Genomic DNA, 24,871 nt, shown 5'->3' with positions numbered 1-24,871 from the left:
GGTCACATCTCCAGAAAATTTTTCAACAGTTGGGCGCCGGCCGCGCCGGAACGCTCGGGATGAAATTGCACGCCGAAGAAATTGTCCTGCTCCACCGCCGCGCTGAACGGGTCGCCATAGTGGCATTGAGCGATAGTGGCGTCGCAAACCGGCATGGCGTAGCCGTGCACGAAATAAAAATAGCTGCCGTCATCGATGCCGCGGAACAGGCGGTTACCGCCGCTCGACTGAATCTGGTTCCAGCCCATGTGCGGCAAGGGCAGGCCGCGATCGGCCATGCGGACCACCGGCTGGGGGATAATGCCGAGCGTGTCGATGCCGCCGTTTTCCTCGCTGGCGGCGCCGAGCAATTGCATGCCCAGACAAATCCCCAGCACGGGCTGGGTACAGGACTTCACCAGTTCAATCAGGCCGCGCTCGCGCAACTGATCCATTGCCGCGCGGGCGGTGCCGACCCCGGGCAGGAACACTTTATCGGCCTTGAGGACGGTGGCGGTATCGCGGCTGACCACCGGCGGGTAGCCAAGGCGCCGGACCGCGGCGGTAACCGAAAATAAATTGGCGCAGCCGGTATCGATAATGACGACATTCATCACAGCACTCCTTTAGAGCTGGGCAGGCTGTCGCCCTCCACCCGGATAGCCTGGCGCAGCGCGCGGCCGAAGACCTTGAACAGGCTTTCCACCCGATGATGATCATTACGGCCCCGGGTTTTGAGGTGCAGGGTGCAGGCCATGGCATAAGACAGGGAACGGAAGAAATGTTCCACCATTTCAGTACTCAGATCGCCGACCCGTTGATAACTGTAGCTTGCTTTGTATTCCAGGTGCGGCCGGCCGGAAATATCCAGCGCGCAGCGCGCCAGGCATTCGTCCATCGGCAGCACGAAACCGAAACGGCCGATGCCGCGTTTGTCGCCCAGCGCCCGGTTGAGGGCTTCGCCCAAGGCCAGCGCGGTGTCCTCGACGGTATGGTGATCGTCGATATACAGATCGCCTTTGACCTCGATTTCCATCCGCAAGCCACCGTGAGTAGCGATCTGGTCGAGCATATGATCGAAGAAGCCGACGCCGGTGTTGATCTTGCTGCCGCCCTCACGATCCAGCCAGACTTGTACGTCGATGGCGGTTTCACGGGTCACCCGGTTGACGCGGGCGTAGCGGTCGCGCCGGGTGAGGCGTTCGGCGATGGCCGGCCAATCCAGCTCGCCGGGCTGATAGCGCAAACCGTTGATGCCCATGTTGACCGCCAGTTGCATATCGGTTTCCCGGTCGCCAATCACATAGCTGTTGGCCGGGTCCATCCGGCCCTCGTCCAGATAGGCCTGCACCATGCCGGTTTGAGGCTTGCGGCATGCGCAGTTTTCGGACGGGCGGTGGGGACAAATCAGCACCCGCTCGAAAGCGACGCCCTGCGAGGTGAAGATCTGCATCATCAATTGGTGCGGGCCGTCGAAATCCGCCTGCGGGAAGCTGGCGGTGCCCAGGCCGTCCTGATTGGTGACCATGACCAGATGGAAGCCGGCTTTTTGCAGTGTCAGCAGCGCGGGGATCACCCCCGGCTCCAGGGCCAGTTTGTCCAGCCTGTCCACCTGAAAATCCTCCGGCGGCTCCTTGATAAGCGTGCCGTCGCGATCGATAAACAACAGTTTCTGGTTCACACGGCCTCCTGGCGGGCAATGTCGGCGTTCTCGGCGGCGCACAGCGCGGCAACCACCCGCCGGCACTCCTCGCGGGTACCGATGGTGACCCGCACGCAATCGGCCAATCCCGGCTGTGCGCTTTGATTACGCAAAATGATGCCCTGATCCCACAGGCCCTTGAAGGCTGTGCTGCCGGGCGTCAGGCGGAAAAGCAAGTAATTGCTTTCGCTGGCATAGACTTCCCGCACCGATGGGCACTTGCCGAGCGCATCGGCCATCCAGCGCCGGGTGTCGACGATGTCCGCCACGCGGGCGCGCATTAGCGCCAGTCCTTCCCGGCCAAGGGTCTGTTCGGCGATATCCGCCACCGGCAGGGAGAGGGGATAGGGCGCTATCACTTTTAACAGCAGTTGAATGATCTCGGCGCCGGCCAAGACGAAACCGCAGCGCAGCCCCGCCAGGGCGAAGGCTTTCGACAGGGTGCGCAGGATAACCAGATGCGGATAGCTGGCGAGCCAGCCGGCCAGTGTCGCCTGCGGACAGAATTCGATATAGGCCTCGTCGGCCACCACCAACGCCCGACCGCGGGTAAGCTCCAGCAACTGCCGGATGGACTCGGGGCGCGTGAGGTTGCCGGTGGGGTTGTTGGGACTGCACAGATAGAGTAATTTGACGCCGTCCAACTGGTGGGCGATGGCCGCCACATCCGGCTGCCAGTCGGCGTCCAGCGGCACGGTGCGGCGTTCGACGCCGAAAGTTTTGGCGCTAACGTCATACATGCCGTACGTCGGCGGACAGTAGAGGATGGCGTCGCGGCCGGGTTCGCAAAAAGCCCGGATGAGGAGTTCGATGCCCTCGTCGGCGCCCCGGCAAACCAGTACCTGTTTTGCATCGACCCCGGCATAGCCGGCATAAGCGTTAATGACCGCGTCGGGCTGGCAGGCGGGATATCGGTTGAGGTCGCCGTCGCGCAACTGAAAGGACGGCGGCAGCGGATATTCATTGGCGTTCAGCCAGACATCCCCCTTGCCGCCGAGGCGGCGCGCCGATTGGTAAGGCTCCAGCGCCAGGACGTTGGCGCGCGCCAGTTGGCTGATGGTCATGATGGCTCCTGTGATGCGTTGAGGGCGGCGACCCGCAGGGCGACGGCGTTTTTATGGGCGGTAAGCTGTTCCGCCGCGGCCAGGGTTTCAATGGTGCCGGCCAGCCCCGCCAGGCCTTGGGGCGTCAGTTGCTGGACGGTCATCCGTTTTTGGAAATCAGCCAGGCCAAGGCTTGAGTAAGTGGCGGTGTAGCCGTAGGTGGGCAGTACATGGTTGGTGCCGGAGGCATAGTCCCCGGCGGATTCCGGCGACCAGTCGCCGAGGAAAATCGAGCCGGCGTTGCTGATGGCGTCCACCCACTGTTCGGCGTCGCGGGTCTGGATAATAAGATGCTCCGGGCCGTAGCGGTTGCTGATATCGATGCATTGCCGCAGATCGCGCGCCAGGATAAGCCGGCTGCCGGCCAGGGCCTGGCGCGCGATGTCGGCCCGGGACAGTTGGGCGAGCTGCGTGTCGATTTCGCGGATGACCGCCTCGGCCATGGCGGCGTCCGGCGTCAGCAAAATCACCTGGGAATCCGGGCCGTGTTCCGCCTGCGACAGCAAGTCGGCGGCGACAAAGGCCGGATTGGCCTGACTGTCGGCGATGACCAGCACTTCGGACGGCCCGGCCGGCATGTCGATGGCCGCGCCGCCGGGCAATTGGCTGACCTGGCGTTTCGCTTCGGTGACCCAGGCGTTGCCGGGACCGAAAATTTTGTCCACCTTGGGAAGGGATTCACTGCCGAATGCCATGGCGGCGATGGCCTGCGCGCCACCCACTTGATACACCTCCTTTACGCCGCACAATTGCGCGGCGTAAAGGATTTCATCGGCCACCGGCGGCGGCGAGCATAATATCACCCGCCGGCAACCGGCGATGCGCGCCGGGGTGGCCAGCATCAGCACGGTGGAGGGCAGGGGGGCCGAACCGCCGGGAATATACAGGCCCACCGACGCCACTGGGCGGGTGAGCTGGCGGCAACGCACGCCGGGCTGGGTTTCCACGTCCACCGGCGCCGGTTGCTGGGCGCGATGAAAGGTGTCGATGTTTTTTACCGCCAGCGCCATGGCTTGCTTGACTTCCGGCCTCAGGCGATCGGCCGCCCGGCGCAGGTCCTCGTCGTTAATGCGCAACGTCTGGGTGACGGTGCGGTCGAACCGCTGGTTGAAAGCCTTGATGGCCTCATCGCCGCCCCGGCGTACCTCGGCGATGATGTCGCGCACCGCGTCGCTTATCCGGCCCGAGGCCGCCACCGCGGGACGGGCCAGCAACTCCGCCTGCTGTTCGGCCGGGCAATCGTCCCAGCGCACCGGCGTGGAAAACGCAAAGGAAGTCATCGCCGTTACTCCATCATCTTTTCAATGGGCAGCACCAAAATCGAGCTGGCGCCGAGGGATTTCAGATTCTCCATGGTCTCCCAGAACAGGGTTTCACTGCTGACCATGTGCATGGCCACCCGCTGTACATCGCCGGCCAGCGGCAAGATAGTGGGGCGTTCGGCGCCGGGCAGCAGGGCGACGATATCGTCCAGGCGTTCGGTGGGCGCGTGCAGCATGATGTATTTGGATTCACGGGCCTGGATGACGCCCTGGATACGAATCATCAGCTTATCCACCAGGGCCTGCTTCGCCGGCGGCATTTCCGTATCGCTTTGGATAAGGCACGCCTTGGAGCGATAAATCACTTCCACTTCGCGCAACCCGTTGGCTTCAAGGGTGGCGCCGGTGGATACCAGATCGCAGATGGCGTCGGCCAGGCCGGCGCGGGGCGCGACCTCCACCGATCCGTTGAGCAGGCAGGGCTTGAAAGTGATATTCAGCCTATCGAGATATTGCTTAAGGAGGTGAGGATAGGAAGTGGCGATACGTTTGCCTTGCAGGCATTGCGGACCCGAGAAGGGTTCGTCGAGCGGCAGCGCCAGCGAGAGCCGGCAGGCGCCGAAATCCAGTCTGCGCAACACGCAGTAACGGGGATCTTCCCCTTCGGCCCGCCGGTCGAGCAGGGCCTCTTCCAGAACGTTTTCGCCGACGATGCCCAGATCCACCACGCCGTCCATGACCAGACCGGGAATATCGTCGTCACGGACCCGCAGAATGTCGATGGGCATGTTTTCCGCGAAAGCCAGCAGGCGCTGTTGCTGCAAATTGATTTTGATGCCGCATTGTTCCAGCAGTTTTTGCGAGTCGGTACTCAATCTGCCTGATTTCTGCATGGCTATCCGTAAACGTGTGTTATCCAACATGATGTCCTCTAACCTAAAAAATAACGTTGTTGAATCAAAGTTGTAGAGCCAAAAAAAAACCCTCGGAAGAAATCTTCCGAGGGCTCTCTTGGGTTCCGCGCCGCTGGAAGATTTTTGTCTTCCAGCACCAACCACCTGAAAGACTAGTCAGGATGATGGTGATGATGGTGGCTGAACAGAACGCGGTACATAAAATTCTCTCAATCTGTAGATGATGAATCGATGCGATACCTTTATAGTTAACCTAACGATATTTGCCGCAGAGTGCAACTTATTTTTCTTAATAGGCGCAATGCCGCGCGCCGGCGTCGCCCGGCGTCCAGGGAGCTCAACCTTCGAGCAGGGGTCATGATGAAAAAGATTGCGATTGTCGGTTTGGGGTGGTTGGGAATGCCTTTGGCCCTGTCGTTGCTGGCTCGGGGATACAGCGTGACCGGCAGCAAGACCGCCCTTGATGGCGTGGAAGCGGCGCGCATGTGCGGTGTGGAATGTTATCCGTTGCTGTTGACGCCCGAGTTGCAGGCGGAACCCGATGATCTTGCGGCGCTGTTCCAGGTGGACGCCGTGGTGATCGCGCTGCCGGCCGGCCGGACGGTGGCACGGGACGAGGATTATTTTCTGGCGGTGCAACAGGTGGTGGACAGCGCCCTGGCGTTTGCGGTGCCGCGCATTATTTTCACCGGTTCCACCTCGGTTTACGGCAATGTCGCCGGTGTACTGAATGAAAACAGCCCCCTTGCGCCGGCCACCGCGTCGGCCGTTTGCCTGATGGAACTGGAGCAGTGGCTGCACCGGTTGCCCAATACGTCCGTGGATATCCTGCGCCTGGCGGGGCTGGTGGGACCGGGGCGCCATCCGGGCCGGTTCCTGGCCGACAAGCGGCAATTGCCGGGCGGCGCCCATGGGGTCAATCTGGTGCATCTGGCCGATGTCATCAGCGCCATTGAGCTATTATTGAAACTGCCCAAGGGCGGTCATCTGTATAATTTGTGCGCGCCAGGCCACCCGGCCAAGCGCGATTTTTATCCGGCGCGGGCCCGCGAGATTGGCCGAACGCCACCGGAGTTCCTGCCCGGCGGCGATGGCAACGGCGGAAAAATCATCGATGGCAACCGTATCTGTCGGGAACTGGGGTTTGATTACCAGTATCCTGATCCGGCGCTGATGCCGATGGATATGGCCTGAACCCCCATCCCCGCCGGGTCGATAAGGCCCGTTTTCGCCGTCCGGTTCGCGGCCGGCGGTGATTTGCCAATACGGCTGAATGCCGCTATGTTTTTTCTAGCGGCGAATTCTGCGCGCGCCGGTCCGTTGTACGCCCGTTGCGGCGGCGGCCTATCATTGCGGGTGGCTTATGCACAATCTCAAGGAAGTTGATCGCCTGGCGGCGCGGCGCCGCGAGGAAAACCGAACCAGCGCGTTCCAGCGGGAAATTTACGCTTATCTGGAACGCTATCCTCAAACCCGTCATGTCGATATTCTTCTCACCGACCTCAACGGTTGTTCCCGCGGTAAGCGTATTCCGCTGGCCAGCCTGTCCAAAATCGAAAACGGCTGTTATTTCCCTTCTTCGCTTTTCGCCATCAATCTTTATGGCCAGACTGTGGCGGAGGCGGGACTCGGCCAGGAGAAGGGCGAACCCGATCATGTGTGTATGCCGGTGGCCGGCACCCTGATCCCCTCGGCCGCCGACGAACGGCACTGCGGCCAGTTGTTGCTGACCATGCTGGATGAAGACGGCGCGCCTTTCGATGTGGAGCCGCGCAACGCACTCCACCGGGTGTGGCGGGATCTGCGCGAGCGCGGCATCGTGCCGGTGGTGGCGATGGAAATGGAATTTTATCTGGTGGACAAGGACCGGGATCCCGCGGGGATGCTCCAGCCGCCGTGCGCGCCGGGGGGACAGGACCGCCATACCCAATGCCGGGTCTATTCGCTGGAGAATCTGGATAACTTCGCCGCCGTGCTTAATGACATCGACCGGTTGGCCGAGCGGCAACGTATTCCCACCAATGGCGCGGTGGCCGAGTCGTCGCCAGGCCAGTTTGAGATCAATTTGCGCCATGGCGGCGATGTGCTCGCCGCGTGCGATCACGCCCTGCAACTCAAGCGGCTGGTGCGCCTGTCGGCGGAAAACCACGGCATGAACGCCACCTTTATGGCCAAACCCTACGAGGATTACGCCGGCAGCGGCATGCATATTCATTTGAGTTTGTGCGACACGCAGGGCCGTAATCTGCTGTCCGACGGCAGCGGCCGACATTCGCCGCTGATGCGCCGCGCCCTGGCCGGCATTCTGGATCTGCTGCCGGCGTCCATGGCGCTGCTGGCCCCCAATGTCAATGCCTTCCGGCGCTTTCAGCCGAATATGTATGTACCGACCCATGCGACCTGGGGATATAACAACCGGACGGTGGCTTTGCGCATCCCTTGCAGCGATAGCGCCAATCACCGCATGGAATACCGGGTGCCGGGCGCCGACGCCAATCCCTACCTGGCGCTGGCCGCGCTGCTGGCCGGCGTGCTGCACGGTCTTGATCACGCCTTGCCATTGCCGCCGGAAACCGCCGGCAATGGCGGCCGCCAGCACGGTGTGGCGCTGCCCGCGCGCCAATGCGAGGCGCTGCGGGCGTTCCGGGACAATGCCCGGCTGTCCGAACGGCTGGGCCGGCGGTTTTGCCGGGTCTATCATGCCTGTAAGCACGCCGAGCTGCGGCACTTCGAGCAGATTGTGACGCAAACCGAGATCGGCTGGATGCTGAAAAACGCCTGATCGGGACGGCGGCCGATTGCGCCGTCCCTCATCAGGGGCGGCGCGGTTTGCGCTTATAATTGTTGCAGATACTCCCACAGCGCTTTGAGCAGGCGGCTATCCCGTTCGCTTTCCTGACGTTCGGTAAACAGCTGGCTTAGCCTATCGGCATAGCCTTGCAATCGCTCCGGGGTAAACAGGCTTTTACGGTGCGCCAGCCAGCGCTGTTGCTCGCTGTCATCCAGGGTTTGCGGAAAATTGCGCGCCCGGTAACGAAACAGCAACTCCGCAAGCCGCCCATCGGCAAAGCCAATGTCCAGCGCCGGCAAATTAACCGGATCGGTGGTAAGGATGATGCCCATGGCCGTCCGGTCGGCGTCGCTGAAAAAACCATTGTACAACTGGGCGTCCACGTCGTTTGATGAAACGAAAGGCTCCGCTTCGGCAAACACCGCCGTCAGTTTTTCCCGAACGTCCGGGTAGGCGCGCAAGATCCGCAGGTTTGCCAGGCATCGCTCGCGATCGATACCGAGGCGCTCGGCGTCGTTCGGCCGCAGGGTGTTGGCGGGCGCCAGTACCGGACACTTGTTGATATGCACCAGCTTGACCGGCACCGGCGCCTGTTCGCCCAACTGATCGCGTCGGGTATACAGCGCCGCCCGCAACTGATCTGCGTTCAGGTCCTGCAATACCGACATATCCCCGGCCAGATCGCAAACGATAAGCGCGTTCTGGTTGACCGGGTGCCAGGCCAGCGGCGCTATCCAGGCGGTATTGCCGCGCCAGGCGCCAAACATGCCGGAGATATGCACCAACGGTTTCATGGCCGGGATGTCTATCAGGGTTTTCACTTGTTGCTTGAGGCGGTGCCGGTAAAGGTAATCGAACAATTTCGGCTGCGCCTGGCGCGCCAGTTTGGCCATGGCAAGGGTCGCGTAAACATCCGCCATGGCGTCATGGGCATGACTGTGCTCAATGCCGTTGGCCCGGGTCAGGTGTTCCAGACGAAAGCTGGGCAGGCCCTCGTCATTTTGCGGCCAGTGGATGCCCTCGGGCCGTAAAGCGTAGCAGGCGCGCAGGACATCCAGCAGATCCCAGCGGGAATTGCCCTGCTGCCAACTGTAGGCATAGGGATCGTAGAAATTGCGGTAGAAAACGTGCCGTGTGACCTCGTCGTCGAAGCGGATATTGTTGTAGCCGAGGATGCAGGTCTCGGGTTCGCTAAACAGGGCGTGAATGCGTCGGGCGAATTCGGCCTCGTTAACCCCGTCCCGCAGGGCGTGCTGCGGTGTGATACCGGTTATCAGCACCGCCTCGGGATCGGGCAGGTAGTCGTCCGCCGGCTGGCAGTAGAATACCTGCGGCTCGCCGATCGGCATGAATTCCGCATCGGCCCGGATGCCGGCGAACTGGGCCGGCCGGTCCAGCGCCGGGTGTTTACCGAAGGTTTCGTAATCATGCACCAGAAAGGTGGGTTGTCGTATTGTGTTTGCCATGGTGTGCAAATGCTCTTAAGTCTTTGCCCTGAAAAATTGCCGTTGCGCCGCCGACAAAGAAGCCACTTGGCGTCCGACCAGTATAAAGCATGTCGCCGCCCTAAGTCAGGGCGGGCTAGACGGCGGGGGCGGCCCCATGACGGGGAAGGGTTTTATCAGGCGCGCCGTCAAACCCCGTCCTTCAAGACTGGGAGGATATCGGGCGCATCGTAACATTCCGTCCTTCCGCGCGGGGAATATGTTAAGAATTTTCATGAAAGAGCAGTTGCATCAAATCTTGATTGTTCATGGTTTCGCCGCTTAACCTGCACAACAGCATCTCACTGGCCAGGGTTTGCAGGGAAAAAACGATGTCGGGCTGAACTCGTTTGATTTTATTCAGATTTTTATCCGAGTTGACCAACGCGATGATGTTGGTTTCCGGGCCAATCACTTCTTTCGCCGCCAGGACGATAAACGCGTTGTCGGCATCGTCATCGCGCAGCACCAGGATATGGCGGGCTTTATCCGCTCCCGCATCCAGTAATGTCTGGTTGGCGGAGGGATCATTGATTATCAAATCCGCATCGGCGGGGTAGTCGTGGGGGATATCGGGCGGGACTATCACCGTGACGGTTTCATTGCGCAGTTTCAAGCCGGCATACACACTCATGGCCAGCGGGCTGGCGCCGACGATAATGATATGATTTTTACGCATAGCGTGTGAAATTCTTCCTTTTATCATGCGATTAAGGTTACCGCCGATGATCGGGCCGATAATGGCGCTAATGGAGGTGGCGAACACGGTAATGCCCATAATAATGATCGACAGGGTAAAGAAACGGGCGGTATCGGTTACCGGGACGATATCGCCATAACCCACGGTGGACATGCTCACGGTGGAAAAATACAGCGCCTGGGCGAATTCGGTAATGGCCGGGTGGAACTGCGCCCCGAGAAACAACGACCCGCACAGGGCGTAAGTCAATAGCGATGTAAAACTGATTAGCGCGAATAAAGTACCGGCGGCGAGGCTGGAATGGTTAAAATCGCGCCAGAAGTAAAGCAGGCAGACCGTGTCCAGCAACGCCAGGTAGCCAATGTGCGGGCTGCCCGCCGGCACCAGAAAGTTGAACAGGACCACGGCGATAAGCAACAGTAACGCGAAGATCCACGCCACCCTGGCGCGCAAAAACAGACCGATGCTCATCAGCACGATGGCGCCGCCCACTACCGCCTGGGGCAGTTGCAACAAGCCAAACGCGGCGATCGTGTCTTTCCAGTCGGTGAAATTGTGAAGGGTGGAGGGAAGAATGCGCCAGATCTGCATCAGCGCCGGCTTGAGAAAGCCGCCTCCGATAAACAGCGTCAGTAGGCCAAGCCAGTGGTAGGGTTGGAACCACCGTCGTAATGCTCTGATTGTTACAGATAAAAATCTCATCTTGTGACTTTTCGCCGGAAACCTGTTTCCCCATCTTAGCGGGAATTCCCCCAATGTACATTTTGCGGCGACAATTAAGTGCCGCGTTATCTTTTAATGGGTGCCGCGAAAGCGTCAGCCATGGGTTACCGCGACGCAACGGGAATGGGCAATGGAAATTATGTCTTAATATATTAACTAATGATTTTTTGAAACAATATTTCCAGCGGCATAGATAACGCCGGGATGGGGAAAAACGACGCCAATAAAGCGTCAACGTGGCGTTTGACAACCCTGAACGCTATTTTGCAAATAATAGGTTGATTTATCATGGCAGATAGGCAGAATAGCCCGGCATATACGCCACGTTGCCCCTCTAGCGTTATCCAGGCCGCCGCGGTGTCTCAATGAACAAAGTCGCGTATAATTTGCCCATTTCGGGGGTGTTTGATTTGATAGGACCGACATGCACACATTAGTCATGATATCCAGTGGATTACTGTTGTTCGGTGTGTTTCTGCTGGCAGTGCATTTTGTCGGCGTTATCTCGCTGGCGTTCGCGGTCAAGGCGTTCCTGATGGTCTGGCTGGTGGTGTCGCTGCTTAATTTGTGGGGCGGCGTCGCCTTGAGCGGCCATTCCCTCATCGAACAATTGCCGTTTTTGCTACTGGTGTTTGGCGTTCCCTCGGTTTTCGCGCTTATCCTGCTAAGATGGGTGACCCTGCGCTGAATCATCGCCCGGCGCATCCTTCCGGTAGCGGCGATTTCTTGCCGGGTCGTGTTGCCTTCGGGGCGGTATCGCTCATGGCCGTGGGCGTCGTTTTGTTTAACGGTTTCTTTCCGTCGTCCGCCGGGTCGTCTTTTTATCCTCTTTAACGTTAACTTCGCGTTGTCCGCTAGCCGCCCTATTGCGACTTGACTTATTTAATGTAGCTACCCGTCATACTTAACGCCAACCGCGATGCCACTCGACCTATTTAGCGTATAAATGCCTCATTATCGTTATCCGCTTTTGCGCCGCAGCTTTGTTGGCAGATCACAATTACGAATTAAGCAACTGTCAAAGTTGTTTAAGCAATGTTATGAGATTCTGGAATACAAATGAAGGGACCTCACCATAGGTCGTCGTGATATCACAAATTTAATCATTGACAATGCGTCGCGGCGGCAAACGTAGGACAAATTCGTCGGGCACGAATTTGAACCGTCCGCGGCGGGCCTCCGGTGAGAGACAGGCTGTCTCTCATAATCTCCAGCCACAAAGCCGTCAATGTGGTCGGGTGATCTCGCGCGGCCAAAAATAATTGGATAATCAATATAAACTATTACGGAGGAATCTATGCGAAAGCTCGCTTCCCATATCGTCTGGGCGTTGGTGGCGGTGGCTGGCGCCAGCGGATTGGGTATTATCGCGCTGCATAATGGCGAAAAGATAAATGCCTTATGGATGCTGGTGGCGGCGGTATCGGTATATTTGATTGCCTACCGCTATTACAGCCGTTTTATCGCCCGCCGGGTATTGCAACTTGATCCCACGCGCATGACGCCGGCCTACCGGCACAATGATGGACTGGATTATGTCCCCACCAACAAATATGTGTTGTTCGGCCACCATTTTGCCGCCATCGCCGGGGCGGGACCGCTGGTGGGACCGGTGCTGGCCGCGCAGATGGGCTACCTGCCCGGCATGATTTGGATTCTGGCCGGCGTGGTGCTGGCCGGCGCGGTACAGGATTTCATGGTGCTGTTCGTGTCCATGCGCCGGGATGGCCGCTCCCTTGGCGATCTCATCAAACAAGAACTCGGTCCGGTGCCGGGGGTGATTGCGCTGTTCGGCACATTTATGATCATGATCATCATCCTGGCCGTGCTGGCGCTGATCGTGGTCAAGGCGCTGACCAACAGCCCCTGGGGGGCGTTTACCGTCGCCTGTACCGTGCCGCTGGCGATTTTCATGGGAATTTATCTGCGCTTTATTCGTCCCGGCCGGATTGGCGAGGTGTCGGTTATCGGCTTTGTCCTGCTGATGGCATCCATTTACTACGGCGGCGATATCGCGCACAACCCCGCCTTGGCGCCGCTGTTTACGCTGGATGGCAAGCAGTTGACCTGGACGCTGGTTATCTATGGCGGCGTGGCGTCCATCCTGCCGGTCTGGCTGCTGTTGGCGCCGCGCGATTATTTATCCACTTTTCTTAAAGTCGGCACCATCATCGCGCTGGCGGTGGGTATTGTGTTTATCGCGCCTTCGCTGGAAATGCCCGCCATGACCCGCTTTGTGGATGGGACGGGGCCGGTCTGGTCCGGCTCGCTGTTTCCCTTTCTGTTCATTACCATCGCCTGTGGCGCGGTATCGGGTTTCCACGCGCTGATTTCCTCGGGCACCACGCCCAAGATGCTGGAAAACGAAACCCAGGCGGCGTTTATCGGTTACGGCGGCATGCTGATGGAATCCTTCGTGGCCATCATGGCCCTGATTGCCGCGTCGGTTATCGATCCGGGCGTTTATTTCGCCATGAACAGCCCGGCGGCGGCGCTGGGCGGCTCCACGGTGGAAGCGGCGGCGGCGACGGTCAGCGGCTGGGGATTTGAAATCACGCCCGACATGCTAAGCGATTATGCCCGGTCGGTGGGGGAAACGACGATTGTCTCGCGGGCCGGCGGCGCTCCGACGCTGGCGGTGGGGATGGCGCATATTCTGAGCCGCGCGGTAAGCTTTATCGACATGGCGTTCTGGTATCATTTCGCTATTTTGTTCGAGGCGCTGTTTATTCTGACGGCGGTGGACGCGGGCACCCGGGCGGGCCGGTTTATGTTGCAGGATTTGCTAGGCGTGGCGATGCTGTCGTTGCGGCGCACTGAATCCCTGCCGGCCAATATCATCGCCACGGCGCTTTGCGTTGCGGCCTGGGGATACTTTCTCTATCAGGGCGTGGTGGATCCGCTCGGCGGCATCAATACCCTATGGCCGTTGTTCGGCATCGCCAATCAAATGCTGGCGGCCATGGCGTTGACGCTGTGTTTCGTGGTGTTGTTCAAGATGAAACGGCAAATGTATGCCTGGGTGGCGGGCGTGCCGATGGTGTTTTTGCTGATATGTACCACCACGGCGGGGCTTATCAAGATTTTCTCCGCCGATCCCCGGGTCGGGTTCCTGGCGCTGGCCAACAAATATCAAGCCGGTATCGATCAGAGCCAGATCATTGGTCCGGCCAAAACGTTGGAGGAAATGCAGCGGCTGGTGTTCAACAACCAATTGAATGCCGGCCTGACCGCGCTGTTTATTTTCGTTATGCTGTCGATTTTGGTTTTCGGCGTCCGGCAGGCTTATCTGGCTTATCGCCTGGATAAACGCAGCGATAGCGAAATCCCCTACCAGACATTGCCCTCTTTTAAATAGGGGCCAAGGCGCCCGCGCATATGCGTGGGCGCACTCGTCATAATTCACGTTGTCTCTTTGTTGGCTGCGCTCACTCACCCCAGTCACATAGTGATCTATGCTCCTGGGGCGCGCAAGCGCAGCCAACAAAGTGAACCGCCCCGGGAATCCTGGAGACTAAACTCCCTGAGAGAGAGGTAACAGGATGACAAAAAACCATCAATTTTCCCCCGAGGTACGTCAGCGTGCCACCCGCCTGGTTTTTGAAAGCCAGCATGAATACCCCTCGCAGTGGGCAGCGATCTGTTCCATTGCCCAAAAGATTGGTTGTTCCTCCGAGACGCTCAGAGCCTGGATACGCAGGCAGGAGCGCGATGCCGGTGGCGGTGATGGTGGACTGACCACCACCGAACGCCAGCGGCTGAAAGAGCTGGAGCGCGAGAACCGTGAGCTGCGGCGCAGCAACGCTATTCTGCGGCAGGCCTCTGCTTATTTTGCGAAGGCGGAGTTTGACCGCCTCTGGAAAAAATAATGCCGCTGCTGGACACCCTGCGCGATGAATACGGGGTCGGACCGGTATGCCATGAGCTGAATATCGCCCCGTCGACATACTACCGGCACCAGGACCACCATCAGCATCCGGACAAACGCAGTCAGCGTGACTGACGTGATCGGCTTAAGCAGGAGAGACAACGCGTATACGACGAAAACTACAGCGTCCATGGCGTTCGCAAGGTCTGGCGCCAGTTGCAGCGGGAAGGCTTCATCGTGGCCAGATGCACGATCGCGCGGCTGATGAAGACGATGGGGCTCGCTGGTGTTCTCCGGGGTAAAAAAGTGCGCACTTCGGTCAGCCGTAAGGCCGGAGCCGCCCATGACCGGATCAACCGCCAGTTCGTGGCAGAGCGTCCCAATCAGCTTTGGGTGGCTGATTTTACCTACGCGAGCACCGGGCAGGGCTTCGCGTCTGTGGCGTTCATCATCGATGTGTTCGCCGGTATGATCGTTGGCTGGCGGATATCCGCGTCGATGGAGACGACGTTCGTACTGGATGCGCTGGAGCAGGCACTGTGGTCCCGCCGCCCGTCCGCTACCCTTCATCATTCGGATAAAGGCTCGCAGTACGTCTCACTGGCTTACACGCAACGGCTGCAGGAAGCAGAATTACTGGCCTCCACGGGCAGCACGGGCGACTCCTACGACAATGCGATGGCAGAAAGCATCAATGGTCTGTACAAGGCGGAGGTGATAAACAGAAAACGCTGGAAAACCCGGCAGGAAGTGGAGCTGGCTACGCTGGCATGGGTGGACTGGTACAACAATCGCAGGCTTCTGGAACGTCTCGGGCATATCCCCCCGGAAGAAGCTGAAAAAGCGTAGTATGCTTCCATCCGGAACCCGGTTTTGGCAGCCTGAGTTCACAGACAAAACACTCTCCCGGAAACCCGGGGCGGTTCAATGATCTAAGGAGTCATATGTCACACAGGAAAACGCTGTTACTGACTGGTGCGAGTCGGGGTATCGGACATGCCACAGTTAAGTATTTCCATGCCGCCGGCTGGCGGATTTTCACCGTTTCGCGCCAGAGCTGGAGGGAGGAATGTCCGTGGGCCGAAGGCATAGTCAACCATATTCATATCGATCTGGAAGATATTGGCCAACTGGAAAATATCCTGCCGTCCATCAGACAGCGACTGGATGGACGGCTGGACGCGCTGGTGAACAACGCCGGCATTTCACCTAAAAACGCACATGGTGACCGAATCGGTATCCTGTTTACCGATTACGCCACCTGGATAAACGTATTTAATGTGAATCTTTTTTCCACTGCCATAATGGTCAGAGGTCTGTTTGAAGAGCTGAAAGCCGTGCAGGGCAGTATCATCAACGTTACATCCATCGCTGGCAGCAAGGTTCATCCTTTCGCTGGGGCTGCTTATGCCACTTCAAAAGCCGCATTGTCGGCCTTAACTCGCGAAATGGCCCATGAATTCGGCAAGTACGGTATTCGCGTTAACGCCGTTGCGCCCGGAGAAATTGACACCGCCATCCTCTCACCTGGCACGACGAAAATCGTCGAACAGGCCATTCCCTTGTGCCGTCTGGGCAAACCCGAAGAAGTCGCTGCACTTATCCATTTTCTCTGCACTTCAGAGGCATCTTACATAAACGGCGCGGAGATCCCTGTCAACGGGGGCCAACATGTCTGAAGCAACACTGTCAGGCGTTCAGGATGTCGATTTATCACCGATGTGAAAACACAAGATATCAAAATCGACTACTTGGAGTCATCACTCTCTGTTGATTGTATTTTGTCCACATCCGTAAATTTTTATATTTTTTTTATACCCATCTGATGATCTTTTTACAAAATTTTTGCACCAAAAAATTTACACTCCTCATCAGTTCAATAGTCTGACTGGAGGTGGAATGTGAGTATAGGCGTCATAACCGGTATCGTGCTGGTTTTCCTGCTACTGGGCTATCTGGTGTATGCCCTGATTAACGCGGAGGCTTTCTGATGGCTACTTCAGGTTTTTTACTGTTAGCCAGTTTTTTGGTTATTTTAATGATGCTGGCGAAACCCGTGGGAGCACTGTTTGCCCGGTTGATTGAAGGTGAAACCTTTCCCGGAGTCGTTTCCCTCGAAAAAGGATTCTGGCGTCTGGCCGGTATTAATAATCACGAAGAAATGGACTGGAAAAGCTATCTGACGGCAATTCTGCTCTTTAACGTGCTGGGTATTGTGGTGTTGTTTTTTATCCTGCTGGGCCAGGCCGTGTTGCCGTTTAATCCGCAGCAGTTGCCAGGGTTGTCATGGGATCTCGCGATGAACACGGCAGTCAGTTTCGTGACCAACACAAACTGGCAGGCCTATTCAGGGGAAACCACCATGAGCTATTTCAGCCAGATGGCCGGACTTGCCGTGCAGAACTTCCTTTCTGCTGCGACGAGTATTGCCGTGGTGTTTGCCCTGACGCGAGCGTTTGCCCGTCGATCTGTGAGCACCCTCGGCAATGCCTGGCATGATCTGACGCGTATCACACTTTACGTCCTGGTGCCCATCTCTCTGGTTTATGCCCTGTTTCTGATTCAGCAAGGAACAATTCAGAACTTTTTTCAGTATCAGGCTTACACCAGTCTTGAAGGCGTTAAGCATATCATCCCAATGGGGCCGGTAGCATCACAGGAAGCCATCAAAATGCTGGGAACGAATGGTGGCGGATTTTTTAATGCCAATTCATCACATCCTTTTGAGAACCCGACGGCGCTGAGTAACTTTGTGCAGATGCTGTCAATTTTTCTGATCCCGGCCGGTCTGTGTTTTGCCTTTGGTAAGGTGGTGGGCGATGTCCGTCAGGGACATGCCATTTTGTGGACGATGACCATCATCTTCGTGATTTGCGTCGTTGTGGTGATGTGGGCCGAAACAACAGGTAATGCACATCTGATGGAGCTGGGGGCTTCCGGCAATATCAATATGGAAGGAAAAGAGAGCCGCTTTGGCATTCTGGCCAGCAGTCTGTTCGCCGTTGTGACGACTGCCGCATCCTGCGGTGCAGTGAATGCGATGCATGACTCTTTCACTGCACTTGGTGGCATGGTGCCGATGTGGCTGATGCAAATTGGCGAAGTGGTATTTGGCGGCGTTGGTTCGGGTCTGTACGGCATGCTGATGTATGTCCTGCTGGCCGTATTTATCGCCGGACTGATGATTGGTCGTACGCCGGAATATCTCGGCAAGAAAATTGATGTGCGCGAAATGAAAATGACGGCTGTCGCCATTCTGGTGACGCCGGCACTGGTTTTGCTGGGTACTGCACTGGCATTGATGACTGAAGCAGGGCGTGCAGGGATTTATAATCCGGGCATCCACGGTTTCAGTGAAGTGTTGTACGGTGTCTCTTCCGCGGCAAATAACAACGGTAGTGCCTTCGCCGGACTTGGCGCGAATACCCCGTTCTGGAACAGCCTTCAGACCTTTTGCATGTTTTTTGGCCGCTTTGGGGTCATTATTCCGGTGATGGCTATCGCAGGGTCTCTGGTCACCAAGAAAATTCAGCCTGTCAGTACCGGTACGTTACCGACAACGGGTGCACTATTTATTGGTCTGTTGATTGGCACTGTCGTGCTGGTCGGTGCCCTGACCTTTATTCCCGCTCTGGCCCTGGGACCGGTGGCGGAACACCTGTCATTACTCTGAGCTCTGTGGAGATGTCTTTTATGAGCGATAATAAAGAGGTCCTGTTTGAACCAAAATTGGTCCATCAGGCGCTGAAAGATTCCATTACCAAACTAAGTCCGCATATCCAGTGGCGGAACCCGGTGATGTTTATTGTCTGGGTTGGCAGTATTCTGACCACCCTGCTCGCCATGGCGATGGCGACAGGACATATTGAAGGCAGCGCAGGGTTTACCGGCGCGATCAGTCTGTGGTTGTGGGTGACGGTACTGTTCGCCAACTTTGCCGAAGCTCTGGCGGAAGGGCGCAGCAAAGCGCAGGCGAACAGTCTGCGCGGCGTGAAAAAGACTGTGTTCGCCCGCAAGCTACGTGCTCCTAAGCATGATGCTCAGGTGGATCATATACCGACATCCGACCTGCGTAAAGGCGATGTGGTCCTGGTGGAAGCCGGTGACATCATTCCCTGTGATGGTGAAGTCCTTGAGGGTGGCGCATCTGTCGACGAGAGTGCCATTACCGGTGAGTCCGCGCCGGTTATCCGTGAATCCGGCGGTGACTTCGCCTCCGTAACGGGAGGAACACGTATCTTGTCCGACTGGCTGGTGATCCAGTGCAGTGTAAACCCGGGTGAAACCTTTCTTGACCGGATGATCGCCATGGTGGAAGGGGCACAGCGTCGCAAGACACCGAATGAGATTGCCCTGACTATTCTGCTGGTGGCACTGACGTTAATTTTTCTGCTGGCCACCGTAACCATCTGGCCATTCTCCAACTACGGTGGTGTCGCTGTCAGCGTAACAGTACTCGTTGCACTTCTGGTCTGTTTAATCCCCACCACTATTGGTGGTCTGTTGTCCGCTATTGGTATCGCCGGGATGAGCCGTATGCTCGGCGCTAACGTTATCGCCACAAGCGGTCGTGCAGTTGAAGCGGCCGGCGACATTGATGTGTTGTTACTGGATAAAACGGGGACCATCACTCTGGGTAACCGTCAGGCATCGATATTTCTGCCGGTATCAGGGGTTGATGAGAAGACCCTGGCCGATGCCGCACAGCTCTCGTCCCTCGCAGATGAAACGCCGGAAGGACGCAGCATTGTCGTTCTTGCTAAGCAGAAATATAACTTACGTGAACGCAATGTGCAGGATACCACCTTTGTTCCGTTCACCGCACAAACCCGCATGAGTGGCATTAATATTGGTCAACGCATGATCCGCAAAGGTTCGGTCGATGCGATCCGCCGCCATGTGGAGGCCAATGGTGGTCATTTCCCCGTGGATGTGGATGCTCTGGTGGAGAAAGTCGCCCGGCAGGGGGCCACACCTCTGGTGGTGGTGGAAGGGATAAAAGTGTTAGGGGTGATTGCGCTGAAAGATATCGTGAAAGGCGGTATCAAAGGACGTTTCGCACAATTGCGCAAAATGGGCATCAAAACGGTGATGATCACCGGTGACAATCCCTTAACCGCGGCAGCTATTGCCGCTGAGGCGGGTGTTGATGATTTCCTCGCCGAAGCCACACCGGAAGCCAAACTGGCTCTGATCCGCCAGTATCAGACTGAAGGTCGTCTCGTGGCGATGACCGGTGACGGCACCAACGACGCCCCGGCGCTGGCGCAGGCTGATGTGGCGGTCGCCATGAACTCCGGCACTCAGGCGGCGAAAGAAGCCGGTAATATGGTGGACTTGGATTCCAACCCGACCAAGCTGATTGAGGTGGTGCATATTGGTAAACAGATGCTGATGACCCGAGGTTCGTTAACGACCTTCAGTATTGCCAATGATGTGGCGAAGTATTTCGCCATTATCCCGGCTGCATTTGTCGCGACCTATCCTCAGTTGAATGCGCTCAACGTGATGCACCTGCACTCTCCGGGGTCAGCAATTCTGAGCGCGGTCATTTTTAATGCCCTGATCATCGTGTTTCTGATCCCGCTGGCGCTGAGAGGGGTGAGTTATAAACCCCTGACGGCCTCTGCCATGTTGCGCCGTAACCTGTGGATCTATGGTCTCGGCGGCCTGGTGGTGCCGTTTATTGGTATCAAAGTGATAGACCTGCTGTTAACCCTGTTTGGCCTGGTTTGAGGAAATTGTTATGACACAGTTACGTCCAGCAATCGTGATGCTGATTATCCTGATGCTTATCACCGGAGGCCTTTATCCCGTCGTTACCACACTGCTTGGTCAGTGGTGGTTCCCCTATCAGGCGAGGGGTTCCCTGATTGAAGTCAACGGTCAGGTGCGAGGCTCTGAGTTGTTGGGTCAGGACTTTACCCGCCCACAGTATTTTCAGGGTCGTCCTTCCGCCACCGGCGAGGCTCCTTATAACCCGATGGCGAGCAGCGGTAGCAATCTGGCAGGCAGCAACCCTGAACTGGATAAAGCGATTAAAGAGCGGGTTGACGCACTGCGTGCGGCGAATCCTCAGGCCAGAGGTGCCGTTCCTGTCGACCTGGTCACGGCTTCATCCAGTGGGCTGGATAACGGCATCTCTGTGGAAGCCGCACAATGGCAACTGCCACGCGTGGCGCAGGCCCGCGGTATGTCTGTGGCGGAAGTACAGCGTGTGGTGAACGAAAATACGGTGACGCCGCTGGTGAACTTCATGGGACAACCTTACGTAAATGTCGTCCGGTTGAACCTGGCCCTGGACGCGTTGCAGAACAAATAAGGTTAATGTTGCAGAACAAATAAGGTTAATAAGGATGACAGAAGAACCCGGCCGTCCCAATCCTGACCGTCTGTTAGAACAGACCGGTGGTCTGCACCGCGGGAAACTGAAAATTTTTTTCGGTGCCAGTGCTGGGGTCGGGAAAACATATGCCATGCTGCAGGAAGCTCAGCGATTGCGTGCTCAGGGACTTGATGTCCTGACGGGTGTTGTTGAAACCCATGGCCGTCAGGAAACGTCCGCTTTACTGCATGGACTGGCGATACTCCCGCCCAGACGGATGGCTTACCGGGGACGTTTCGTTCAGGAGTTTGATCTGGAAGCGGCGATTGCCCGGCGTCCTGCGCTTATTCTGATGGATGAACTCGCACACAGCAACGTGCCGGGTTCACGTCATCCCAGACGCTGGCAGGATGTGGAAGAACTCCTTGAGGCCGGTATTGATGTCTTCACTACGGTCAATGTACAGCATCTGGAAAGCCTTAATGATGTTGTGAGCGGGGTTACCGGTATCCGGGTGCGGGAAACGGTTCCGGATCCTTTCTTTGATGCGGCCGATGAAGTGGTCCTTGTTGATCTGCCCGCTGATGATCTGCGCAGGCGCCTGCATGAGGGGAAGGTCTACATCGGTGGTCAGGCGGAGCGGGCGATTGAACACTTTTTCCGTAAAGGCAATCTGATTGCGTTACGCGAGCTGGCACTGCGTCGCACGGCAGATCGTGTGGACGATCAGATGCGTGCCTGGCGGGATCACCAGGGGGAAGAAAAAGTCTGGCACACCCGCGATGCGATTCTGGTGTGTGTCGGGCATGTTAACGGGAATGAAAAACTGGTGCGTGGTGCCGCCCGTCTGGCCGCAAAACTGGGGAGCGTCTGGCATGCGGTGTATGTGGAAACGCCTGCCTTACATAAATTGCCGGAACAGCAACGACGAGCCATCCTGAGCGCACTGCAGCTTGCTCAGGAACTGGGCGCTGAGACTGCGACACTGTCAGACCCTGCGCCGGAAAAAGCAATACTGCGATACGCCCGGGGGCATAATCTTGGTAAAATTATTATTGGCCGTCATAGCCGGCGGCGCTGGTTTCACCGTCCGGGTTTTGCCGAAACCCTGGCGGCACGTGCGCCTGATATTGATGTGGTGATGATTGCACTTGATGACAACCCCATCATTTTGCCGGCCAGCACGACGGATAACCGCGCTTTCAGTGATAAATGGCGCGTACAGATTCAGGGCTGTGCCCTGGCTCTCGCCCTGTGCACACTGATTACGCTTTTCGCCAGTCAGTGGCTACCGGCATTTGATAAGGCCAATCTGGTGATGCTCTACTTACTTGGCGTGGTGGTGGTGGCATTATTTTATGGCCGCTGGCCGTCAGTGCTGGCGTCATTTATTAATGTCATCAGTTTTGACCTTTTCTTCATTTCCCCCCGCGGTACCCTTGCTGTTTCTGATGCTCAGTATTTACTGACGTTTGCAGTGATGCTGACGGTGGGGCTTGTCATAGGTAATCTGACGTCAGGCGTGCGCTACCAGGCGCGTATTGCCCGTTACCGGGAGCAACGCACACGTCAGCTCTACGAGATGTCCAAAGCCCTGTCAGCCGGACACAGTCATGCTGATGTTGCACAAACCAGCGAAAAATTCATTGAGTCGACGTTTAATGCGCGGAGTCAGGTCTTATTGCCAGACCAGAACGGTAAACTTGCGGTCTTCACGCCGTGTCAGAGTATGACCCCCTGGGATGATGCGATTGCACGCTGGAGCTTTGATAAGGGGTTGCCTGCCGGGGCGGGCACCGATACGCTGCCAGGCGTTCCCTATCTTATTCTGCCACTGAAAAGCACAAAAAAAACACACGGACTGGTGATTGTGGAACCGTTCAATCCGCGTCAGTTGATGATCCCCGAGCAGCGGCGGCTGCTTGAAACCTTCGTTATGCTGATCACCAGCACGCTGGAGCGGCAGTCATTGATTGCAGGTGAACAACAGGCCCGGCTTGACAGCGAGCGTGAACAGTTACGAAATACCCTGCTGGCGGCCCTGTCTCATGATTTGCGTACCCCGCTGACAGTACTTTTTGGTCTGGCGGAGATCCTGACACTGGATCTGGCCAGCGAAGGTTCAGAACATGCTATGCAGGCCAGTGAAATCCGTCAGCATGTTTTAAATATGACGCGACTGGTCAATAACCTGCTGGATATGGCCCGTATCCAGTCCGGTGGATTTAATCTTAAGAGAGAGTGGATCACCCTTGAAGAAGTGGTGGGCAGCGTCCTTCGGACTCTGGAAATGTCCCTGAACGGACGGAAGATTGAACTTGATATGCCCGAACCGTTAACCCTTGTGTATGTTGACGGCGCGTTGTTCGAACGCGTTCTGATTAACCTCCTTGAAAACGCGGTGAAGTATGCGGGGCACGACGGGACCATAGGTCTGCACGCACAGGTTTGTAACGGTCAGCTTGAAATCGAAGTCCGGGATAATGGTAAAGGAATACCTGACGGGCAGGAGCAGGCCATCTTCGATAAATTTTCCCGGGGAACGAAAAAAGAATCTGCCATTCCGGGCGTGGGTCTGGGTCTGGCGATTTGCCAGGCCATTGTCGAAGTCCATGGCGGTGTCATTTTCGCCGGGAATCGTGATGATGGTGGGGCCAGTTTTATCGTCCGTCTGCCCCAGGATCCCCCGCCACAGGTTGATGATTCAGAGTGAGGTCATGTGGTAACGGTACTGATTATCGAAGATGAAAAAGAAATCCGTCGTTTTGTACGCCTGGCGCTGGAAGCGGAATCAATCCGTGTGTATGAGGCTGAAACGTTGCAGCGGGGACTGATTGAAGCAGCAACGCGTAAACCTGACCTGGTGGTGCTGGATTTAGGTTTACCCGATGGCGATGGTGTCGACTTTATCCGGGATTTCAGGCAATGGAGCAAAACACCTGTCATGGTCCTGTCAGCCCGCAGCAGCGAGGATGATAAAATAGACGCGCTCGATAACGGTGCTGATGATTATTTATGCAAGCCTTTTGGTATCGGCGAGTTTCAGGCGCGAATGCGCGTATTACTCAGGCGCCACAGTGCAATGACGCCGGTTGAAACTGTCTGGCAGTTTTCTGATGTGAAAGTGGATATGACTGCCCATCGTATTTTTCGTGGTGATAATGAGATCCACCTTACGCCTATTGAATTTCGTCTGTTGACAGTATTACTGAACAACAACAGTAAGGTTCTGACCCGGCAACAGCTGTTAAGTGAGGTATGGGGACCGAATGCGCTTGAAAACAGCCACTACCTGCGGATTTATATGGGTCACCTGAGACAGAAGCTGGAAGTTGATCCGGCAAGACCTTGTCATCTGTTGACCGAAAATGGCATTGGTTACCGTTTTGTTCTCTAGAAACCTTTTACGATAGAAATATGCGAGATTAATCACATAATTTCTCTGTATTAAGGTAAGCGTCATCTCAGTGCCGTCTGTTGCAATCCCCGGTGATTGACGATGATAGAGTCCTCTTATAAATGTTAATGGACTCTATCAATGTCAAATTCTCTTCGTCCCAGCAGGGTTCGTGCGTCTTACTCCATGGACTTTGAACTGGAGCGTAAGGTTCCGGGGAACTCATCTTCACAGGAATTTTCAGGCAGTTAGCATTACCGGCATTCGTACAACTCCCATGGAGACTGAACTATGCCAAAAATTCGATGGACTCTTAACCAGAAAAAACACCACGTCGCCGCTTGGCGTACCAGTGGCCTGACCCGTGAACAATACTGCGACCTTTACGATATCCCTTTGTCGAATGCGTCAGGAATTCGCCAGACGGTATCAGACGGCTTGCAACTACCCACAATTATATTAAGGTAATCATTAAGATAGTTGGGATGAATTACTTTCAGGGATGGTTGAATGGTTAATCAGGAACAGACTTCTCTTTCATGGCTCGATGAACCGCCCCGGGAATCCTGGAGACTAAACTCTTTGAGAGAGAGGTAACAGGATGACTAAAAATACTCGCTTTT

Annotated in this window: 19 protein-coding genes, 1 pseudogene and 2 other annotated features; of the genes and pseudogenes, 12 read left to right on the top strand and 8 right to left on the bottom strand. The window is 56.7% G+C overall.

The window, feature by feature from the left end:
• Nucleotides 1–2 precede the first annotated feature (2 nt).
• From hisH to hisL, 6 genes are all read right to left on the bottom strand, one after another.
• Nucleotides 3–593, bottom strand: coding sequence for an imidazole glycerol phosphate synthase subunit HisH (hisH, locus tag FCN80_RS12440; protein ID WP_136990484.1), 591 nt, complete (start codon nt 591–593; stop codon nt 3–5).
• The gene (hisB, locus tag FCN80_RS12435; protein ID WP_136990483.1) at nt 593–1,660 is read right to left on the bottom strand and encodes a bifunctional histidinol-phosphatase/imidazoleglycerol-phosphate dehydratase HisB; all 1,068 of its coding nucleotides are present in this window, start codon (nt 1,658–1,660) and stop codon (nt 593–595) included. Before hisB ends, hisH begins: the two co-directional genes overlap by 1 nt.
• Nucleotides 1,657–2,745: a histidinol-phosphate transaminase gene (hisC, locus tag FCN80_RS12430; RefSeq protein ID WP_136990482.1), complete on the bottom strand. Its 1,089-nt coding sequence runs from the start codon at nt 2,743–2,745 to the stop codon at nt 1,657–1,659. Before hisC ends, hisB begins: the two co-directional genes overlap by 4 nt.
• Complete coding sequence (hisD, locus tag FCN80_RS12425) at nt 2,742–4,064, bottom strand: histidinol dehydrogenase (protein WP_136990481.1); 1,323 nt, start codon at nt 4,062–4,064, stop codon at nt 2,742–2,744. Before hisD ends, hisC begins: the two co-directional genes overlap by 4 nt.
• 5 nt (nt 4,065–4,069) lie before the next feature.
• The gene (gene hisG, locus FCN80_RS12420) at nt 4,070–4,969 is read right to left on the bottom strand and encodes an ATP phosphoribosyltransferase (RefSeq protein ID WP_136990480.1); all 900 of its coding nucleotides are present in this window, start codon (nt 4,967–4,969) and stop codon (nt 4,070–4,072) included.
• A gap of 50 nt (nt 4,970–5,019) precedes the next feature.
• Nucleotides 5,020–5,137: a sequence feature (His leader region), on the bottom strand.
• The gene (gene hisL / locus FCN80_RS12415) at nt 5,113–5,160 is read right to left on the bottom strand and encodes a his operon leader peptide (protein WP_136990580.1); all 48 of its coding nucleotides are present in this window, start codon (nt 5,158–5,160) and stop codon (nt 5,113–5,115) included. (Overlaps the previous feature by 25 nt.)
• 157 nt (nt 5,161–5,317) lie before the next feature.
• Between hisL and FCN80_RS12410 the strand changes: the two genes are divergently transcribed.
• Complete coding sequence (locus FCN80_RS12410; protein WP_230492642.1) at nt 5,318–6,154, top strand: SDR family oxidoreductase; 837 nt, start codon at nt 5,318–5,320, stop codon at nt 6,152–6,154.
• A gap of 169 nt (nt 6,155–6,323) precedes the next feature.
• Entirely contained in the window at nt 6,324–7,742 is a 1,419-nt protein-coding gene (locus tag FCN80_RS12405; RefSeq protein WP_136990478.1) for a glutamine synthetase family protein, read from the top strand.
• A 53-nt stretch (nt 7,743–7,795) separates the two neighbouring features.
• On the opposite strand, the gene sbcB is transcribed toward FCN80_RS12405, so the two are convergent.
• Entirely contained in the window at nt 7,796–9,217 is a 1,422-nt protein-coding gene (sbcB, locus tag FCN80_RS12400) for an exodeoxyribonuclease I (protein WP_136990477.1), read from the bottom strand.
• Between the two features lie 241 nt (nt 9,218–9,458).
• On the bottom strand, nt 9,459–10,637 hold the full coding sequence (kch, locus tag FCN80_RS12395) for a voltage-gated potassium channel protein (RefSeq protein WP_136990476.1): 1,179 nt from the start codon (nt 10,635–10,637) through the stop codon (nt 9,459–9,461).
• Between the two features lie 445 nt (nt 10,638–11,082).
• Between kch and FCN80_RS12390 the strand changes: the two genes are divergently transcribed.
• From FCN80_RS12390 to kdpE, 10 genes and pseudogenes are all read left to right on the top strand, one after another.
• Nucleotides 11,083–11,346: a hypothetical protein gene (locus tag FCN80_RS12390; RefSeq protein WP_136990475.1), complete on the top strand. Its 264-nt coding sequence runs from the start codon at nt 11,083–11,085 to the stop codon at nt 11,344–11,346.
• A 609-nt stretch (nt 11,347–11,955) separates the two neighbouring features.
• Nucleotides 11,956–14,016, top strand: a complete 2,061-nt coding sequence (locus tag FCN80_RS12385; RefSeq protein WP_136990474.1) for a carbon starvation CstA family protein — start codon at nt 11,956–11,958, stop codon at nt 14,014–14,016.
• A gap of 184 nt (nt 14,017–14,200) precedes the next feature.
• Nucleotides 14,201–15,375 (top strand): annotated as a pseudogene (locus tag FCN80_RS12380) (IS3 family transposase).
• Nucleotides 14,482–14,598, top strand: a sequence feature (AL1L pseudoknot). It overlaps the preceding pseudogene by 117 nt.
• 95 nt (nt 15,376–15,470) lie before the next feature.
• On the top strand, nt 15,471–16,205 hold the full coding sequence (locus tag FCN80_RS12375) for an SDR family NAD(P)-dependent oxidoreductase (RefSeq protein WP_136990473.1): 735 nt from the start codon (nt 15,471–15,473) through the stop codon (nt 16,203–16,205).
• Between the two features lie 222 nt (nt 16,206–16,427).
• A complete protein-coding gene (gene kdpF / locus FCN80_RS12370) occupies nt 16,428–16,517 on the top strand; it encodes a K(+)-transporting ATPase subunit F (protein ID WP_136990472.1) in 90 nt (29 codons plus the stop codon).
• Entirely contained in the window at nt 16,517–18,199 is a 1,683-nt protein-coding gene (gene kdpA / locus FCN80_RS12365) for a potassium-transporting ATPase subunit KdpA (protein ID WP_136990471.1), read from the top strand. Before kdpF ends, kdpA begins: the two co-directional genes overlap by 1 nt.
• A 20-nt stretch (nt 18,200–18,219) precedes the next feature.
• Nucleotides 18,220–20,262 (top strand): potassium-transporting ATPase subunit KdpB, encoded by a 2,043-nt coding sequence (kdpB, locus tag FCN80_RS12360; protein ID WP_136990470.1) that lies wholly within the window; start codon nt 18,220–18,222, stop codon nt 20,260–20,262.
• Nucleotides 20,263–20,272: 10 nt separating this feature from the next.
• The gene (gene kdpC, locus FCN80_RS12355; protein ID WP_136990469.1) at nt 20,273–20,848 is read left to right on the top strand and encodes a potassium-transporting ATPase subunit KdpC; all 576 of its coding nucleotides are present in this window, start codon (nt 20,273–20,275) and stop codon (nt 20,846–20,848) included.
• Nucleotides 20,849–20,882: 34 nt separating this feature from the next.
• Nucleotides 20,883–23,564, top strand: a complete 2,682-nt coding sequence (gene kdpD, locus FCN80_RS12350) for a two-component system sensor histidine kinase KdpD (RefSeq protein WP_136990468.1) — start codon at nt 20,883–20,885, stop codon at nt 23,562–23,564.
• Between the two features lie 6 nt (nt 23,565–23,570).
• Nucleotides 23,571–24,248, top strand: a complete 678-nt coding sequence (gene kdpE, locus FCN80_RS12345; RefSeq protein ID WP_136990467.1) for a two-component system response regulator KdpE — start codon at nt 23,571–23,573, stop codon at nt 24,246–24,248.
• Nucleotides 24,249–24,871: the final 623 nt, after the last annotated feature.

This window comes from Martelella alba (assembly GCF_005217455.1).
Classification (GTDB): Bacteria; Pseudomonadota; Gammaproteobacteria; order Enterobacterales; family Enterobacteriaceae; genus Acerihabitans.
Note: the sequence above shows the minus strand (reverse complement) of the source record. Positions and strands in the feature narration are given on the sequence as shown.

Excerpts from the sequence above, each read along its gene's own strand:
- FCN80_RS12405 (WP_136990478.1), top strand. The coding sequence starts at position 6,324 with ATGCACAATCTCAAGGAAGTTGATCGCCTGGCGGCGCGGCGCCGCGAG.
- FCN80_RS12385 (WP_136990474.1), top strand. The coding sequence starts at position 11,956 with ATGCGAAAGCTCGCTTCCCATATCGTCTGGGCGTTGGTGGCGGTGGCT.
- hisC (WP_136990482.1), bottom strand. The coding sequence starts at position 2,745 with ATGACCATCAGCCAACTGGCGCGCGCCAACGTCCTGGCGCTGGAGCCT.
- sbcB (WP_136990477.1), bottom strand. The coding sequence starts at position 9,217 with ATGGCAAACACAATACGACAACCCACCTTTCTGGTGCATGATTACGAA.
- hisG (WP_136990480.1), bottom strand. The coding sequence starts at position 4,969 with ATGTTGGATAACACACGTTTACGGATAGCCATGCAGAAATCAGGCAGA.
- FCN80_RS12375 (WP_136990473.1), top strand. The coding sequence starts at position 15,471 with ATGTCACACAGGAAAACGCTGTTACTGACTGGTGCGAGTCGGGGTATC.
- kdpA (WP_136990471.1), top strand. The coding sequence starts at position 16,517 with ATGGCTACTTCAGGTTTTTTACTGTTAGCCAGTTTTTTGGTTATTTTA.
- hisD (WP_136990481.1), bottom strand. The coding sequence starts at position 4,064 with ATGACTTCCTTTGCGTTTTCCACGCCGGTGCGCTGGGACGATTGCCCG.
- hisH (WP_136990484.1), bottom strand. The coding sequence starts at position 593 with ATGAATGTCGTCATTATCGATACCGGCTGCGCCAATTTATTTTCGGTT.
- FCN80_RS12390 (WP_136990475.1), top strand. The coding sequence starts at position 11,083 with ATGCACACATTAGTCATGATATCCAGTGGATTACTGTTGTTCGGTGTG.
- kdpC (WP_136990469.1), top strand. The coding sequence starts at position 20,273 with ATGACACAGTTACGTCCAGCAATCGTGATGCTGATTATCCTGATGCTT.
- kdpB (WP_136990470.1), top strand. The coding sequence starts at position 18,220 with ATGAGCGATAATAAAGAGGTCCTGTTTGAACCAAAATTGGTCCATCAG.
- FCN80_RS12410 (WP_230492642.1), top strand. The coding sequence starts at position 5,318 with ATGATGAAAAAGATTGCGATTGTCGGTTTGGGGTGGTTGGGAATGCCT.
- kch (WP_136990476.1), bottom strand. The coding sequence starts at position 10,637 with ATGAGATTTTTATCTGTAACAATCAGAGCATTACGACGGTGGTTCCAA.
- kdpD (WP_136990468.1), top strand. The coding sequence starts at position 20,883 with ATGACAGAAGAACCCGGCCGTCCCAATCCTGACCGTCTGTTAGAACAG.